Annotated in this window: 16 protein-coding genes; 2 read left to right on the forward strand and 14 right to left on the reverse strand. The window is 72.8% G+C overall.

The window, feature by feature from the left end:
- Positions 1–12: 12 nt before the first annotated feature.
- The 11 genes from ACU4ZT_RS13680 to ACU4ZT_RS13730 form a co-directional block, all read right to left on the reverse strand.
- Positions 13–1,014 carry a tRNA pseudouridine synthase A gene (locus ACU4ZT_RS13680; protein ID WP_063070816.1) on the reverse strand — a complete coding sequence of 334 codons (1,002 nt, stop codon included), beginning with the start codon at positions 1,012–1,014 and terminating at the stop codon, positions 13–15.
- On the reverse strand, positions 1,011–2,102 hold the full coding sequence (locus ACU4ZT_RS13685) for a GNAT family N-acetyltransferase (RefSeq protein WP_254654465.1): 1,092 nt from the start codon (positions 2,100–2,102) through the stop codon (positions 1,011–1,013). Before ACU4ZT_RS13685 ends, ACU4ZT_RS13680 begins: the two co-directional genes overlap by 4 nt.
- A 142-nt stretch (positions 2,103–2,244) precedes the next feature.
- Positions 2,245–2,793, reverse strand: coding sequence for a 50S ribosomal protein L17 (gene rplQ, locus ACU4ZT_RS13690; RefSeq protein ID WP_445337370.1), 549 nt, complete (start codon positions 2,791–2,793; stop codon positions 2,245–2,247).
- 50 nt (positions 2,794–2,843) lie between these two features.
- The gene (locus ACU4ZT_RS13695; RefSeq protein WP_063070814.1) at positions 2,844–3,839 is read right to left on the reverse strand and encodes a DNA-directed RNA polymerase subunit alpha; all 996 of its coding nucleotides are present in this window, start codon (positions 3,837–3,839) and stop codon (positions 2,844–2,846) included.
- A gap of 162 nt (positions 3,840–4,001) precedes the next feature.
- A complete protein-coding gene (gene rpsK / locus ACU4ZT_RS13700) occupies positions 4,002–4,400 on the reverse strand; it encodes a 30S ribosomal protein S11 (protein WP_012039274.1) in 399 nt (132 codons plus the stop codon).
- Positions 4,401–4,444: 44 nt separating this feature from the next.
- Positions 4,445–4,819: a 30S ribosomal protein S13 gene (gene rpsM, locus ACU4ZT_RS13705; RefSeq protein WP_063070813.1), complete on the reverse strand. Its 375-nt coding sequence runs from the start codon at positions 4,817–4,819 to the stop codon at positions 4,445–4,447.
- A 155-nt stretch (positions 4,820–4,974) separates the two neighbouring features.
- On the reverse strand, positions 4,975–5,088 hold the full coding sequence (gene rpmJ / locus ACU4ZT_RS13710) for a 50S ribosomal protein L36 (protein WP_063070812.1): 114 nt from the start codon (positions 5,086–5,088) through the stop codon (positions 4,975–4,977).
- Between the two features lie 70 nt (positions 5,089–5,158).
- The gene (gene infA, locus ACU4ZT_RS13715; protein WP_012039277.1) at positions 5,159–5,380 is read right to left on the reverse strand and encodes a translation initiation factor IF-1; all 222 of its coding nucleotides are present in this window, start codon (positions 5,378–5,380) and stop codon (positions 5,159–5,161) included.
- Between the two features lie 287 nt (positions 5,381–5,667).
- Positions 5,668–6,840 (reverse strand): mannitol-1-phosphate 5-dehydrogenase, encoded by a 1,173-nt coding sequence (locus ACU4ZT_RS13720; protein ID WP_063070811.1) that lies wholly within the window; start codon positions 6,838–6,840, stop codon positions 5,668–5,670.
- Positions 6,837–7,274: a PTS mannitol transporter subunit IIA gene (locus ACU4ZT_RS13725; RefSeq protein ID WP_063070810.1), complete on the reverse strand. Its 438-nt coding sequence runs from the start codon at positions 7,272–7,274 to the stop codon at positions 6,837–6,839. The genes ACU4ZT_RS13720 and ACU4ZT_RS13725 overlap by 4 nt, the downstream gene beginning before the upstream one ends.
- A gap of 109 nt (positions 7,275–7,383) precedes the next feature.
- Positions 7,384–8,838, reverse strand: a complete 1,455-nt coding sequence (locus ACU4ZT_RS13730) for a PTS mannitol transporter subunit IIBC (RefSeq protein ID WP_445337371.1) — start codon at positions 8,836–8,838, stop codon at positions 7,384–7,386.
- Between ACU4ZT_RS13730 and ACU4ZT_RS13735 the strand changes: the two genes are divergently transcribed.
- Entirely contained in the window at positions 8,837–8,989 is a 153-nt protein-coding gene (locus tag ACU4ZT_RS13735) for a hypothetical protein (protein WP_445337372.1), read from the forward strand. The genes ACU4ZT_RS13730 and ACU4ZT_RS13735 overlap by 2 nt on opposite strands.
- 25 nt (positions 8,990–9,014) lie before the next feature.
- Here ACU4ZT_RS13735 and ptsP read toward each other — a convergent pair whose 3' ends face one another.
- From ptsP to ACU4ZT_RS13750, 3 genes are all read right to left on the reverse strand, one after another.
- Positions 9,015–10,685, reverse strand: a complete 1,671-nt coding sequence (ptsP, locus tag ACU4ZT_RS13740) for a phosphoenolpyruvate--protein phosphotransferase (protein ID WP_414763994.1) — start codon at positions 10,683–10,685, stop codon at positions 9,015–9,017.
- Positions 10,682–10,948, reverse strand: coding sequence for an HPr family phosphocarrier protein (locus tag ACU4ZT_RS13745; protein WP_012039282.1), 267 nt, complete (start codon positions 10,946–10,948; stop codon positions 10,682–10,684). The genes ptsP and ACU4ZT_RS13745 overlap by 4 nt, the downstream gene beginning before the upstream one ends.
- A 132-nt stretch (positions 10,949–11,080) precedes the next feature.
- Positions 11,081–11,458, reverse strand: coding sequence for a PTS sugar transporter subunit IIB (locus ACU4ZT_RS13750; RefSeq protein ID WP_445337373.1), 378 nt, complete (start codon positions 11,456–11,458; stop codon positions 11,081–11,083).
- A gap of 212 nt (positions 11,459–11,670) precedes the next feature.
- Between ACU4ZT_RS13750 and ACU4ZT_RS13755 the strand changes: the two genes are divergently transcribed.
- The gene (locus ACU4ZT_RS13755; protein ID WP_414764020.1) at positions 11,671–13,650 is read left to right on the forward strand and encodes a BglG family transcription antiterminator; all 1,980 of its coding nucleotides are present in this window, start codon (positions 11,671–11,673) and stop codon (positions 13,648–13,650) included.
- The last annotated feature ends 27 nt before the right edge of the window (positions 13,651–13,677 follow it).

The raw sequence follows: 13,677 nt of genomic DNA on the forward strand, positions 1-13,677 counted from the left end.
GATCGGAGCGGATCAGGCAATCCCGGGCGTGTCGGCGAACCGGGCGAGGGCGCGTGCGGCCCCCGCGGCGCCCTCCGCGGCCGGGTCCACCTCGTGCGCCCGGCGCCTGTTCCGGGTGATCGCGTTGCGCGCCTCGAGCTCGTCGTCGGCCGGATAGCCCACGCGCTCGAGCACGAGGCCGCGGGCGGGCATGACGCTGAACTCGCTGGTCCGCTCGCGGATCTCCAGCAGCTCCCGGAGCCGCGCGACCGTCGCGCGGCCGGATGCGGCGGCGACGCACGCGCCGACGAGCGCGCGCACCATGCTGTGGCAGAAGGCGTCCGCCCGCACGACGGCCTCGAGCGCGCCGTCGGGAGCGCGCGTCCAGGTGAGCTCCTGCAGCGTGCGGATGGTGGATGCCCCCTCGCGCGGCTTGCAGTAGGCCGCGAAGTCGTGGAGGCCGAGCAGCGCGTCGGCCGCCTGCTGGAGCACGGCCGCGTCGAGCTCGACCGGCACCTCGACCGTGCGGTGCCGCTGCAGCGGGTCGCGGGGGCCGGACGCGTCGGAGATCCGGTACCGGTAGGCGCGCCAGGTGGCGGAGAAGCGCGCGTCGAAGCCGGCCGGCGCCGGGGAGGAGCCGGTGACGACCACGTCGGAGCGCGCGCCGAGCACGCCGTTCATCCGCCGGGCGAGCGCGGCCGCCGCCCGCTCGGCGGAGGGGACGTGCCCCGCTCCCCCGGCGGGGCCGGCGGCCTCCCTCCCCCGCGGCGGGCGGTCGAGGGACGCGACCTGCGCGTCCGTCAGGTCGAGGTGCGCGACCTGGCCCGTGGCGTGCACCCCGGCGTCGGTCCGGCCCGCGACGACGAGTCCCGGCGCGGGCGGTGTGCGGGCGAGGAGCTGCGCGATCGCGTCCTCGAGCGCGCCCTGCACCGTCCGGAGGCCCGGCTGCTTCGCCCAGCCCGCGAAGCCCGTGCCGTCGTACGCGACGTCGAGGCGGATGCGCGCGCCGCCGGTCTCCGCCGCGTCCCCGGTCATCGGTCGGCGGATCCCCGCGGACGCGTCATGCCGACCTCGCGCTCGTACACGGCCGAGCGGCTCGCCTCCGTGAAGCCGAGGTGCTCGTACAGGCCGAGCGCGCCCGTGGGGCTGTCGGAGTCCACGTCGAGCACAGCGCGCTGGAGCCCCTCGGCGCGGAACCCCGCGAGCGCGGTGGAGAGCAGCGCCTGCGCGAGCCGACGTCCGCGGAACTCGCGGCGCACGCCGACGAGGGCGATGTACGCGGAGCTGTAGCCCGCGGCATCCCAGTTGTCCGGGTACACCTCGGCCAGCGCGAACCCGGCGACGACGGCGTCCTCGCCGTCCCCCGTCACCGCGATGACGGACAGGTCGTGGCGCGCGGTCGGCAGCGACGCGTACGCCTCCCAGCGCTCGACGCTGACGGGCTCGGAGCCCCAGTGGTCGCGGAACACCTCGTTCTTGGCGAGCCGCGTGCGCTCCGACCACTCGGGCGTGACGGGCACGAGCCGGAGCCCCTCGGGCGCGGCCACGTCGGGCAGCTCCTCGGCCAGGTCGCGGTGCATCTCGATGAAGTAGCGACCCGGCGTGAACCCGCGCGACTCGAGGAGCGCGACCGCGCCGGCGGAGTCCACCGACACCTCCGAGCCCATGCGCGTCGGCACGGGCTCCCGGACGTGCGGGGCCGGCTGCGCGGTCTCGAGGGTGCGCGTGGCGCGGGCGACCTGCCAGTCGAGCAGCCGACCGCCGATGCCGCGACGCCGGGCGTCGGGGCGGACGGATCCGGACACGTTCGCGCGGACGACGGCCTCGTCGTCCGGCTTCACGACGGCGACGCCCTCGGCCACGAGGCGCCCGTCGACGTCGACGGCCACGATCGTGTCCCGCGCGAGGTCGACGAAGGAGAAGCCCTGCGCCATCGCGATCTCCTCGCGGGTGGCGCGGTGCTCGGGGTGGTCGGCGTCGGCCACGTCGCCCATGAGCTCGACGAGCGCGTCGACGTCGTCCGGGGACATGGGGCGCCAGGTGATCCCGTCGGGCCCCTCAGGGAGCGGGACCGGCGCGGTGGAGGAGGGGGCGTCCGGCATGGTCGTGCTGCTGTCGGTCATGCTCCCAGGCTACCGGGGCCGGATCCGCGCCCCGCGGCCGGATCCGCCCTCCTCGCCTCCCGGGCGCCCCGGCGGCCCCGGACGCACGAGGACCCCCGTCGCGCAGGGCGACGGGGGTCCTCGTGTGGTGCGGTGGAGCGTCCTACTTGTCGGACTTCTCCGCGGCGTCGGCCTCGACCTCGGCGGCGGCCGCGTCGGTCGCCTCCTCGGCGGGAGCGTCGGTGTGCTCGACGGCGTCGGTCTCCTCGACCGGCACGTCGGACTCCTCGGCGACCGGCGCCGCGGCGGGAGCCGTCGCGGTCGCGGTGCGCGTGGAGCGGACCTTCGGGGTCACCGGCTCGAGCACGAGCTCGATCTGCACCATGGGGGCGTTGTCGCCCTTGCGGAAGCCGAGCTTCGTGATACGGGTGTAGCCGCCGTCGCGCTCGGCGACGAGGGGCGCGATCTCCGTGAAGAGCTCGTGGACGACGCTCTTGTCGGGGATGATCCCCATGACGCGGCGCCGGGCGTGCAGGTCGCCGCGCTTGGCGAAGGTCACCAGGCGCTCGGCGACGGGACGCAGGCGCTTGGCCTTCGTCTCGGTCGTCTTGATGGACTTGTGCTCGAAGAGGCTCTGGGCCAGGTTCGCGAGCATCAGGCGCTCGTGCGCCGGGCCGCCTCCGAGGCGGGGACCCTTGGTGGGCTTGGGCATGGTCTATGTCTCCGTAATGGTCGAAAGGAAGTCGGGCCGGGGCCGGACGATCAGGTGGTGGTGGTCTCGTCCTCGTCGTAGCTGTAGTAGTGCGCGCCATCGAAGCCGGGGACGGCGTCCTTCAGCGACAGACCCAGCTCGACCAGCTTGTCCTTGACCTCATCCACGGACTTCTGACCGAAGTTGCGGATGTTCATGAGCTGCGTCTCCGAGAGGGCGACGAGCTCGCTGACGTTGTTGATGCCCTCGCGCTTGAGGCAGTTGTACGACCGCACCGAGAGGTCGAGGTCCTCGATGGGCATCGACAGCTCGGAGCTGAGGACGGCGTCGACCGGCGCGGGGCCGATCTCGATGCCCTCGGCGGCCGAGTTGAGCTCGCGCGCCAGGCCGAAGAGCTCGGTGAGCGTGCGGCCGGCGGACGCGATGGCGTCGCGCGGCGTGATGGCCGACTTGGTCTCGACGTCGACCACGAGGCGGTCGAAGTCGGTGCGCTCGCCGGCGCGGGTGGCCTCGACGCGGTAGGTGACCTTGAGCACGGGCGAGTAGATCGAGTCGACCGGGATCTGGCCGGCCTCGCTGAACTCGCTGCGGTTCTGGGTCGCCGAGACGTAGCCGCGGCCGCGCTCGATCGTCAGCTCCAGCTCGAACTTCGCCTTCTCGTTGAGCGTGGCGATGACGAGCTCGGGGTTGTGGATCTCGACGCCCGCGGGAGCGGAGATGTCGGCGGCCGTGACCTGGCCCGCACCCTGCTTGCGCAGGTACGCGGTGATCGGCTCGTCGTGCTCGCTGGAGACGACGAGGCCCTTGATGTTGAGGATGATCTCGGTCACGTCCTCCTTCACGCCGGGGACGGTGCTGAACTCGTGCAGCACCCCGTCGATCCGGATGCTGGTGACGGCCGCGCCGGGAATGGACGACAGGAGGGTGCGGCGGAGGGAGTTGCCGAGCGTGTAGCCGAAGCCGGGCTCCAGCGGCTCGATGACGAACCGCGAGCGGAACTCCGAGATGGTCTCCTCGGTGAGCGTGGGGCGCTGTGCAATGAGCACTGTGTTGTTTCCTTTCGGCGAGGCGTCCGCTATATGACGTCTGCGATGCCCCCCGGGTGGCGGCCCGGGCGGGTGGTGGAGGTGGTCGAACGGACACACGGCGGATCGGCCGACGCCGTCCCCTCCTGGTGGAGCGGGACGGCAGCGGCCGATCAGCGCGAGCTAGACGCGGCGGCGCTTGGGGGGACGGCAGCCGTTGTGCGCCTGCGGGGTGACGTCGTTGATCGAGCCCACCTCGAGGCCGGCGGCCTGGAGCGAGCGGATCGCGGTCTCGCGGCCGGAGCCCGGTCCCTTGACGAACACGTCGACCTTCTTCATGCCGTGCTCCTGCGCCTGGCGGGCGGCCGACTCGGCGGCGAGCTGCGCGGCGAACGGCGTGGACTTGCGCGAGCCGTTGTAGCCCACGACGCCCGACGACGCCCAGCTGATGACGGCACCGGTGGGGTCCGTGATCGAGACGATGGTGTTGTTGAAGGTGCTCTTGATGTGGGCCTGGCCCACGGCGATGTTCTTCTTGTCCTTGCGGCGCGGCTTGCGAACAGCCGACTTGGGTGCTGCCATGGAATTCTCCTGAATCTACGGGTGGCGAGGCGCGGGCCGGAGGCCTAGCGCGCCTTCTTCTTGCCGGCTACGGTGCGCTTCGGGCCCTTGCGGGTGCGAGCGTTGGTCTTCGTGCGCTGCCCGTGGACAGGGAGGCCGCGGCGGTGGCGGATGCCCTCGTAGCTGCCGATCTCGACCTTGCGGCGGATGTCGGCGGCGACCTCGCGGCGGAGGTCTCCCTCCACCTTGAAGTTGCCCTCGATGTAGTCGCGGAGCGCGATGAGCTGGTCGTCGCTGAGGTCCTTGACGCGGATGTTCTTGTCGATGCCGGTGTCCGCGAGCGTCTTGACGCTCGAGGTGCGGCCGACGCCGTAGATGTACGTGAGTGCGATCTCGACGCGCTTGTCGCGCGGGAGGTCGACGCCTGCTAGACGTGCCATTGAGGCTTCTCCTGGTGATGGGTGGAGGTCTGCAGCAGAGCCTGTGCATCGGCCTCCGACCGATGGTGTCCCCCGGACCCTCGCGGGCCCCGGCTTCCGGCGCTGCTGTCGTGCTTCTTATGGGTGGTGCGGGTGGTGCCGTGCGATGGGTCTGATCAGCCCTGGCGCTGCTTGTGGCGCGGGTTCGTGCAGATGACCATCACGTTTCCATTGCGTCGGATGACCTTGCACTTCTCGCAGATCGGCTTGACGCTCGGGTTGACCTTCATGACGCTTCCTTATGTGTTCTTCGCTGGCCTCGTACCCCGCGGCTGCGGGGCCGTTCCTTGTGCAGCAGGCCTACTTGTAGCGGTAGACGATCCGGCCGCGCGTGAGGTCGTACGGGCTCAGCTCCACGATCACGCGGTCCTCGGGGAGGATGCGGATGTAGTGCTGACGCATCTTGCCCGAGATGTGGGCGAGGACCTTGTGCCCGTTGCTCAGCTCAACGCGGAACATCGCGTTCGGCAGAGCTTCGACAACTCCGCCTTCGATCTCGATGACGCCGTCTTTCTTGGCCATATACTCACTGTCGCTAGAGGTGGTGTCTGCTGGTCGTGCGGATGCGCATCAGGTGGAGCGCGCATGGTGGGGACGGCTCGCCGGGAGGCGGCCGCGCACCAAGGGTCGAGAGTACGGCATCCCCGGGCGTGTCGCAATTCTCCCCGCGTGTCGCGGTCGGATCCGCGGATCCTGCGCTAGCGGCGGCGCCTGCGCCCACGGAGCGCCACCGCCGTCGGGAGCATGCGCACGGGCCGGGCGGTCGCCCGCCCGGCCCGTGCCCATGCCGTCGTGCGGCTCCCGCCCGGCTACTCCGCGCGGTGGCGCGGCGCGCTGCGGCGGTCGGCCTGGGCGGCGTCCACCACGGCGACCAGGTCCGCGGTGAGCGGGTGCACGTCGTCGAGCCCGGTGACGCGTCGGACGAGGTCGGCCGCGGTGTCCGTCTGCAGGAGCTCCTGGAGCTCGAGCGCCTGCGGGTCGCCCGCGGGGTCGAAGCGGAGCGCCTGGCCCATCGCCCGGACGAGCGCCTCGTGCGGCAGGCCGCGCTCGGCGAGCTGCGACGCGGGACCCACGAAGCGCTCCTCGCGGGAGAGCTTGCGCAGCGGCTGGCGGCCGACGCGCTCGACCGTGTCGGCGAGGGCGGCGTTGGCGAAGCGCGCGAGGTTCTTCTCGCGGTACGCCGCCTGCTCGGCCTCGTCGAGCCCGTGCTTGGCGACCAGCAGCGCGCTGGTCTCCTCCAGGACCTGGCGGACCTCGTCGGCGACCTCGGGGATCGCCATCGCGTCCGACTGGCTCACGGCGCCGCGCGCGTAGCCGTGGTACGCCACGGTCGCGTGCCCGGTGTTCACCGTGAAGAGCTTCCGCTCGATGTAGGGCGCGAGGTCGTCGACGAACGTGGCGCCCGCGATCTCCGGGACGGCGTCGCCGAACGGGCCGCGCTCCACGACCCACTCCGAGAAGTCCTCGACGGTGACGTCGAGGCCCGCGGCGGGGTCCTGGTTCGGCACGATGCGGTCGACGGCCGTGTTCGCGAAGATCGCGCGGCCGATCGCGTCGGGCTCGTCGACGAGGGCCGCCCGGATCTCGGCGCGGAGCGCGTCCGTGGCGTTGATCGCGTTCTCGCACGCCATGACGGCGACGGGACCGAGGTCGGCCGAGCGCGCGCGGAGGCCGGCGGCGATGGCCGGGGCGACGAAGCGGAGGATGTTCGGCCCCACGGCCGTGGTGACGACGTCCGCGGTCGCGAGCTCGGCGATGAGCGCCTCGCCGTCGGCGGCGCTGTCGATCGCGCGGAAGCCCGTCACGGTCCAGTCGCGCGCATGCGGCCCGACCTCGGTGACGCGGTACGAGTCCGCGGCGGCGAGGTGCCCGATGAGCTCGGCGTTGACGTCGGCGAAGACGACCTCGTACCCGGCCTCGTGCAGGATCAGCCCCACGAAGCCGCGCCCGATGTTGCCGGCGCCGAAGTGGACGGCCTTCACGCCTCGTTCACCTCGGCCAGGAGCGCGTACAGCGCGGCGGCGTCGGGGGCGTCGAGGAGCTTCTGCACCTCGTCGTCGTCGCTGAAGATGATGGCGATCTTGCTGAGGATGTCGAGGTGCCCGTTGTCCTTGCCGGCGATGCCGACGACGAACCGGACCTCGTTGCCCGCCCAGTCGATGGGGGCGTCGTAGCGGACGAAGGAGAGGGCGGAGTCGAGGATCGTGTCCTTGCCCTCGTTGGTGCCGTGCGGGATGGCGAGCAGGTTGCCCATGTAGGTCGAGACGCTCTTCTCGCGCTCGAGCATGTAGCCCTGGTACTCGGGGGTGACGGCGCCCGCGGCGACGAGGATGCCCGCCGCCTCGGCGATGGCCTCCTCCACGCTCGCGGCGGTGCCGCCGACGCGGATCTGGGCGGGTTCGAGGACGTTCGACATGGTGCTCCTGACGTGTGTGCGTGGTGCGGGGCCGGACCGCGCCTTCCAGCCTGGCCCGGCCCCGCGATTGCGGTGGTGCGGGATCCGCCGCGGGGGCGGACCCGGGTGATCAGCTGTCCGAGCGCTGCCTCTGGACCAGCTCCACGATCTCGTCGTAGCGCGGCGAGTTCATGAAGCTGTCGACCGAGACGTGCTCCGAGGCCGGGCTCTTCTCGCGGGCCCGGTCGGTGAGCTCGCGCTGCGTGATCACGAGGTCGGCCGTGCCGTCGAGGGCCGCGATCGACTTGTTGACGACGGTGACGCCGGTGACGCCGGCCTTCTTCATCTTGTTGCGGAGGACCGAGGCCCCCATGGCGGACGAGCCCATGCCGGCGTCGCAGGCGAAGACGATGTCCTGGATGCGGGTGGCCGTGGCCGTGCCGCCGTCCGTGCCCGCGCCCGTGGCCGTGGCGCCGTCGGCGAGGCCGCCGACCGTGCCCGCGGTGCCGGTCTCGGCGCCGAGACCCGAGAGGATCGAGGACTCCGTGCCCTTGTTGGCCTGCGTCGCGGCGACCGCGGCGCCGAAGTCGCCCTCGGACTTCTTGCCGGTGCGGAGGATGACCGCGGCGACGACGAAGGTGACGGCCGCGGAGATGAGCACCGAGAGGATCACGCCGAGGAAGCTGTTGCGCTCGGTCTGGCCGAGCACGGCGATGATGCTGCCGGGCGAGGCCGGGCCGCGGAGGCCGGAGCCGAACGCGACGTTGGTCGCGACGCCGGACGCGCCACCCGCGATGACCGCGAGGAACAGGAGCGGCTTGGAGAGCACGTACGGGAAGTAGATCTCGTGGATGCCGCCGACGAACTGGATGAGGATCGCGCCGGGGGCCGTGCTGCGGGCGACGCCCGCGCCGAAGATCGTGAACGCGAGGAGCACGCCGAGGCCGGGGCCGGGGTTCGCCTCGAGCAGGAACAGGATGCTCTTGCCGGTGCGGGTCGCCTCCTCGGTGCCGAGCGGCGTGAGGATGCCCTGGTTGATGGCGTTGTTGAGGAACAGCACCTTCGCCGGCTCGATGACGATGCTCGTGAGGGGCAGCAGGTGGTTGTCCACGAGGAAGCCGACGCCGCCGCCGAGCACCGACGTGATGCCGCGGATCACCGGGGTGAGGCCGAAGTACGCGCCGATCGCGAAGATCGCGCCGAGGATGCCGGCGGAGAAGTTGTTGACGAGCATCTCGAAGCCGGGGCGGATCCGGTCGATCCAGAGCCGCTCGATGACCTTGAGCAGGTACGCCGCGAGCGGGCCCGTGATCATGGCGCCGAGGAACATCGGGCTGCCGCCGTCGAAGTACGGGGTGCCGATGGTGCCGGCGATGACGCCCATGGTCGCGATGCTCGCCACGACGCCGCCGCGCGCGTCGTAGACCATGCGGCCTCCGGTGTTCGCGATGAGCAGCGGGAGGAGGAAGAACAGCACCGGGTTCACCAGGCTGGCGAGCTCCGCGTTGGGCAGGTAGCCGTCCTTGATGAACAGGGCCGTGAGCAGGCCCCAGGCGATGAACGCCGCGATGTTAGGCATGATCATGCCGCTGAGGAACGTGCCGAACTTCTGCACGCCGATCCGCACGGACTGTCCCGTGCTGCGGGTGGGTGACGTCGTCGTCATGGGGGTGGTGCTCCTGTTCGTGGTGGTGGCGGGCCTGCGGTCGGCTCGCCTGCTGCGGTGGTGGTGGTGAGGGATCTGTGCGGTGAGGGGGCGGGTCAGACGGTGACGGGCGCCGACGCCGCGGTGACCGCGGCGCGCGCCTCGACGGCGCTGTCGGCGGCGAGGGCGACGGCGGCCAGGGCCTCCGCCTCCTCGCGCGAGTGGAGGGCGAGCTCGGCGCGCACGTCGGCGAGGGCCGCCGGCGACATCGAGAGGCTGGTGGCGCCGAGGCCGACCAGCACGACGGCGAGCAGCGGGTCGGCCGCGGCCTCGCCGCAGATCCCGACGGGCTTGCCGAGCGCGCGGCCGGCGGCGCCGACCTCCTGCACGAGGCGGAGGACGGCGGGGTGCCACGGGTCCTGGAACGCGGCCACGGATCCCAGCAGCCGGTCGGCCGCGAGCGTGTACTGCGTGAGGTCGTTGGTGCCGATGCTCGCGAAGTCGGCGACGCCGAGGATCCGGTCGGCCAGGAGCGCGGAGGACGGGACCTCCACCATCACGCCGACGGTCTTCAGCCCGAGCTCGCGGCCGAGGGCCGAGAAGTAGCGCGCCTCCTCCACCGTGGAGACCATGGGCGCCATGACCCACAGGTCGGCCTCGGTGGCGGCGTCGGCCTGCGCGAGCGCGGTGAGCTGGTCGCGGAGGATCTGCTCGTTCGCCCGGAGCGCGCGGAGGCCGCGGAGCCCGAGGGCCGGGTTCTCCTCGTCGGCGTCGTTGAGGAAGGCGAGCGGCTTGTCGGCGCCGGCGTCGAGCGCCCGCACCACGACCTTGCGGCCGGGGAACGCCTGGAGCAGGCGCGTGTAGTGCTCCTGCTGCTCGGCGACGGTCGGCGCGCTCGTGGCGTCGAGGAAGAGGAACTCGGTGCGGAAGAGGCCGACGCCCTCGGCGCCCTTCTCGACCGCGTCGGCCGCGCCGTCGGCGGATCCGAGGTTCGCGAGCAGCGGGATCGTCGTGCCGTCGGAGAGCGCGCCGGGGCCGGTGGGCACGGCGACGCGGGCGCCGCGGGCCGCGATGGCGTCACGCGCGGCGGACTCCTCCTCGGGCGTCGGGTCCACGGTGACGGCGCCGGTGAGGGCGTCGACCACGACGGTCTGGCCGTCGGCGAGGTCGGCCGCGGCCGCGACGCCGACGACCGCGACGATCGCCTTCTCGCGGGCGAGGATCGCCGTGTGCGAGGTGGGGCCGCCGTCGGTCGTGATGAGCGCGAGCACCTTGTCGAGGTCGAGGAGGGCGGTGTCGGCGGGCGCGAGGTCGCGGGCGACGAGCACGAAGGCGTGGTCGGGATCCGGGACGCCCGGGGCGGCGACGCCCTGCAGGTGCGCGACGACGCGCTGCGAGACGTCGTCGAGGTCGGTGGCGCGCTCGCCCATGTAGCCGCCCATGCTGAGGAGCAGGTCGCGGAAGCCCGCGAACGCCTCGTGCACGGCGCGCTCGGCGGTGCGGCCGGTCGCGAGGCGCGCGGTGATGTCGTCGACGAGCGTCGGGTCCTCCGCCATGAAGGCCTGCGCCTCGAGCACGTCCTTCGCGGCGCCGCCGGCCTTCTCGCCGCGGATGCGGATGTCGGCGGCGACCGCGGCGAGCGACGCGCTCACGCGGATGCGCTCCTCGTCGGCGGTCAGGGTGCTCGCGGTGTCGGCGGGCTCGGGGAGCGGGTCGGGCATCCGGATGACGGGGCCGACGGCGGATCCCCGGCCGATGCCGATGCCGTTCAGGCTGCGGGAGCTCATGCGGCGTCCAGGTCGGACTCGAGGAGCGTGGCGAGATCGGTGACGACCTGCTCAGCGTTCTCGCCCTCGGCGGAGACGACGACCTCGTCGCCCGTGTCGACGCCCAGCGAGATCACGCCGAGGATGCTGGCGGCGTTGACGCTGCGGTCGCCCTTGGCGAGCTGCACGGGGATCCCGGCCTTCGCGGCAGCCTGCGTGAACAGCGAGGCGGGGCGGGCGTGCAGCCCGTGCGACGAGGCGATGGTGACGGTGCGTTCTGCCATGGTGGCTCCTTCGATCGGCCCCGTCGGCGGGGCCCTGGTGGGCGGTGGTCGTGCGGTGTCGCTGTCGTGCGGGGGGGGGGGATCGGGTGGTGTCGGCGCGGGCGCCGGTGGTCGCGGAGGCGGGCGGGTCGGTCAGGCGGGGTGCGACGCTCCCCCGACGGGACGGCCCGGCAAGGCGCCCAGCCCCATCGCGCGGCCGCCGGCGCGCATGGCGGCGAGGGCCCGGTCGAGGGCGGCGCGGGCGCCCTCGGGACGCGAGGCGGCCTCGTCGAGGAGCACGGCGGTCGCGCCCTCGTCGGCGGCGGCCCGGCGCACGAGGTCGATCCGGTCGGCGAGGTGGGCGCCGAGGAGGACGACGTCCATGCCCGCGGCGTCGAGGCGCACGTCCGCGACGGATCCCGCGACGGCCTCGATCTCGAGCCCGTCGGCCTCGGCGAGGGAGCGGAGGCGGTGGGCGAGGAAGGTGCTGGATGCGCCGGAGCCGCAGACGACGAGGATCCTCCCGGTCATGCTGTGCCTCCTCGCGTCGTCGCTGGTCGTCCCATCGTGCTCCGCGGCGGGGGCGCGCCACCAGCAGATCCGCTTCCGCCCGGTAGGAAGACCGGTGGCGGGGCGGCCGCGAGGACCGCCCTCGGCACCCGGGGATGGTTGACTCGACCGTGCACGCGAGCCGCGCCCGTCCCCTCGATCCCGGGATCCGCCCGGCCGCGGGGAGGACGCGCATGCTCAGCGACAACCAGGAGAGGCTGCTGGACTACCTGTCCACGGCGGATCGCTGGGTCGAGGCCGGGGAGCTCGCCGACCGGCTGGGCGTCACCACCCGCAGCGTCCGGAGCTACGTGGCCGCGGTGCGCGAGCGCTCGGAGGTGGCGATCGCCTCCTCCCCCGACGGCTACCGCATCGACGCCGGCAGCTACGCCCGGCACCGGGGCAGCCGCGCGTCGGGCGATGCGCAGGGCACGCCGCGCGACCGGCTGCACGCGCTCGTGCGCCGCCTGGGCGACGCCCCCGCCGGCCTCGACGTCTTCGCGCTGGCCGACGAGCTGCACGTGAGCGAGTCCACGATCGAGGCCGACCTCCGCAAGGTGCGCGCCCTCGTGGAGGACGCCGGGCTCGCGCTCCGTCGCACCGGATCCGCGGTCGTGCTCGCGGGGTCCGAGCGCGACTTCCGGCGGCTGCTGTCGCGCATGTTCCGCGACGAGAGCGCGCAGGGGTTCCTGCCGCTCGAGAGCGTGCAGCGCGAGTTCGCCTCCGACTCGCTGCGCGCCTTCAAGACCGACCTCATCCGCGAGCTCACGGAGCGCGGCTTCTTCGTCAACGAGTACGGCGTCGACAACGTGCTGCTGCACGTCGCGATCGCGGTGGACCGGCTGGCACGGGCGCCGCGGCGGGCGGACGCGGAACCGGCCGGCGCGGTGTCCGACGCCGAGGCAGTCGACGTGGACGCGGACGCGGCCGACGCCGGCTCCCCCGCCGCGGATCCCACGGCCCTCGCGATCCGCGACGTGCTCGCCCGGCTCCTCGGCGCCCACTTCGACGTGCCCGTCCCCGCGGGCGACGTCGCCTACCTCGCGCTCCTCGTCCGCACGCGCGTCGTCACGCCCGGGAACGAGCAGCCCCTCGCCACCGTGATGCGCGACCACGTGGTCGAGAGCGACCTCGACGTGGTGCGCGCCATCGTGCGCCGCGTGAAGCAGGAGTACCTGGTCGACCTCGAGGACGAGGACTTCACGGTGCGCTTCTCGCTGCACCTCGGCAACCTCGTCGCCCGCGCCGCCGACCGCTCGTTCTCGCGCAACCCGCTCGCCCGGTCCATCAAGACGTCCTACCCGATGACCTACGAGATCGCGGTCTTCATCGCGAGCGAGGTGCAGCGGCGCCGGGGCATCGCGATCAACGACGACGAGATCGCCTACATCGCGCTGCACGTGGGCTCGCACCGGGAGCGCGTCGCCCGCCGCGACGACCGGGTCGCGTGCGCGCTCGTCTGCCCGAACTACTACGACCTGCACCAGATCATGCGCTCGCGGATCGAGCAGGCGCTCGGCGCGGACATCAGCGTGGACGCGGTGATCACGCGCACCGACGCGGACGCCGACGCGCTCGGGGTCGACCTCGTCATCGACGCCACGGGATCCCGCCCGCCCGGCGACGCCGTCGTGGTGGTGCAGCCGCTGCCGACGCCCGACGACATCGAGGCGATCCGCCGTGCTGTCGCGCGCGTCCGCCGGCTCGCGCGTCGCAGCGCGATGAAGCACGACCTGCTGCGCTTCCTCGACGAGTCGCTCTTCTTCCGCGACCTGCACGCCCCCGACGAGGAGGCGATGATCCGGCTGCTCGGCGGGCGGATGGTCGAGCAGGGCATCATCGAGCCCGAGTACATCGAGGGCGCGATCGAGCGCGAGCGGCTCTCGTCCACGGCCTTCACCGACACGCTCGCCGTGCCGCACTCGCTCGCCATGACCGCCCACCGCACGGCCATCGCCATCGTCGTCAACGACGAGGCGATGCAGTGGGGCGGCAACCGCGTGCACGTGGTCGCGCTCGTGGCCTTCAGCGCGAGCGGGCGCTCGAGCTTCCAGCACGTCTTCGACCAGTTCGTCGAGGTCTTCTCCGACCACCGGGACGTGCAGGCGATCATGCGGGCGTCCGGGTCGCACGGCTCCTTCATCGAGGAGCTCGTGCACGTCATGGACACCTGAGCGGGCGGAGCGGGGGCCCGCCGACGG

The sequence above is a fragment of the Clavibacter davisi genome (assembly GCF_052751415.1).

What these genes read in the sequence shown, in the direction of transcription:
- ACU4ZT_RS13755 (WP_414764020.1), top strand. Translation starts at nt 11,671, where the DNA reads ATGCTCAGCGACAACCAGGAGAGGCTGCTGGACTACCTGTCCACGGCG.
- ACU4ZT_RS13725 (WP_063070810.1), bottom strand. Translation starts at nt 7,274, where the DNA reads ATGTCGAACGTCCTCGAACCCGCCCAGATCCGCGTCGGCGGCACCGCC.
- ACU4ZT_RS13745 (WP_012039282.1), bottom strand. Translation starts at nt 10,948, where the DNA reads ATGGCAGAACGCACCGTCACCATCGCCTCGTCGCACGGGCTGCACGCC.
- rpsK (WP_012039274.1), bottom strand. Translation starts at nt 4,400, where the DNA reads ATGGCAGCACCCAAGTCGGCTGTTCGCAAGCCGCGCCGCAAGGACAAG.
- ACU4ZT_RS13685 (WP_254654465.1), bottom strand. Translation starts at nt 2,102, where the DNA reads ATGACCGACAGCAGCACGACCATGCCGGACGCCCCCTCCTCCACCGCG.
- ACU4ZT_RS13680 (WP_063070816.1), bottom strand. Translation starts at nt 1,014, where the DNA reads ATGACCGGGGACGCGGCGGAGACCGGCGGCGCGCGCATCCGCCTCGAC.
- ptsP (WP_414763994.1), bottom strand. Translation starts at nt 10,685, where the DNA reads ATGAGCTCCCGCAGCCTGAACGGCATCGGCATCGGCCGGGGATCCGCC.
- ACU4ZT_RS13735 (WP_445337372.1), top strand. Translation starts at nt 8,837, where the DNA reads ATGCCGCTGAGGAACGTGCCGAACTTCTGCACGCCGATCCGCACGGAC.
- ACU4ZT_RS13750 (WP_445337373.1), bottom strand. Translation starts at nt 11,458, where the DNA reads ATGACCGGGAGGATCCTCGTCGTCTGCGGCTCCGGCGCATCCAGCACC.
- ACU4ZT_RS13730 (WP_445337371.1), bottom strand. Translation starts at nt 8,838, where the DNA reads ATGATCATGCCTAACATCGCGGCGTTCATCGCCTGGGGCCTGCTCACG.
- rpmJ (WP_063070812.1), bottom strand. Translation starts at nt 5,088, where the DNA reads ATGAAGGTCAACCCGAGCGTCAAGCCGATCTGCGAGAAGTGCAAGGTC.
- rpsM (WP_063070813.1), bottom strand. Translation starts at nt 4,819, where the DNA reads ATGGCACGTCTAGCAGGCGTCGACCTCCCGCGCGACAAGCGCGTCGAG.
- infA (WP_012039277.1), bottom strand. Translation starts at nt 5,380, where the DNA reads ATGGCCAAGAAAGACGGCGTCATCGAGATCGAAGGCGGAGTTGTCGAA.
- rplQ (WP_445337370.1), bottom strand. Translation starts at nt 2,793, where the DNA reads ATGCCCAAGCCCACCAAGGGTCCCCGCCTCGGAGGCGGCCCGGCGCAC.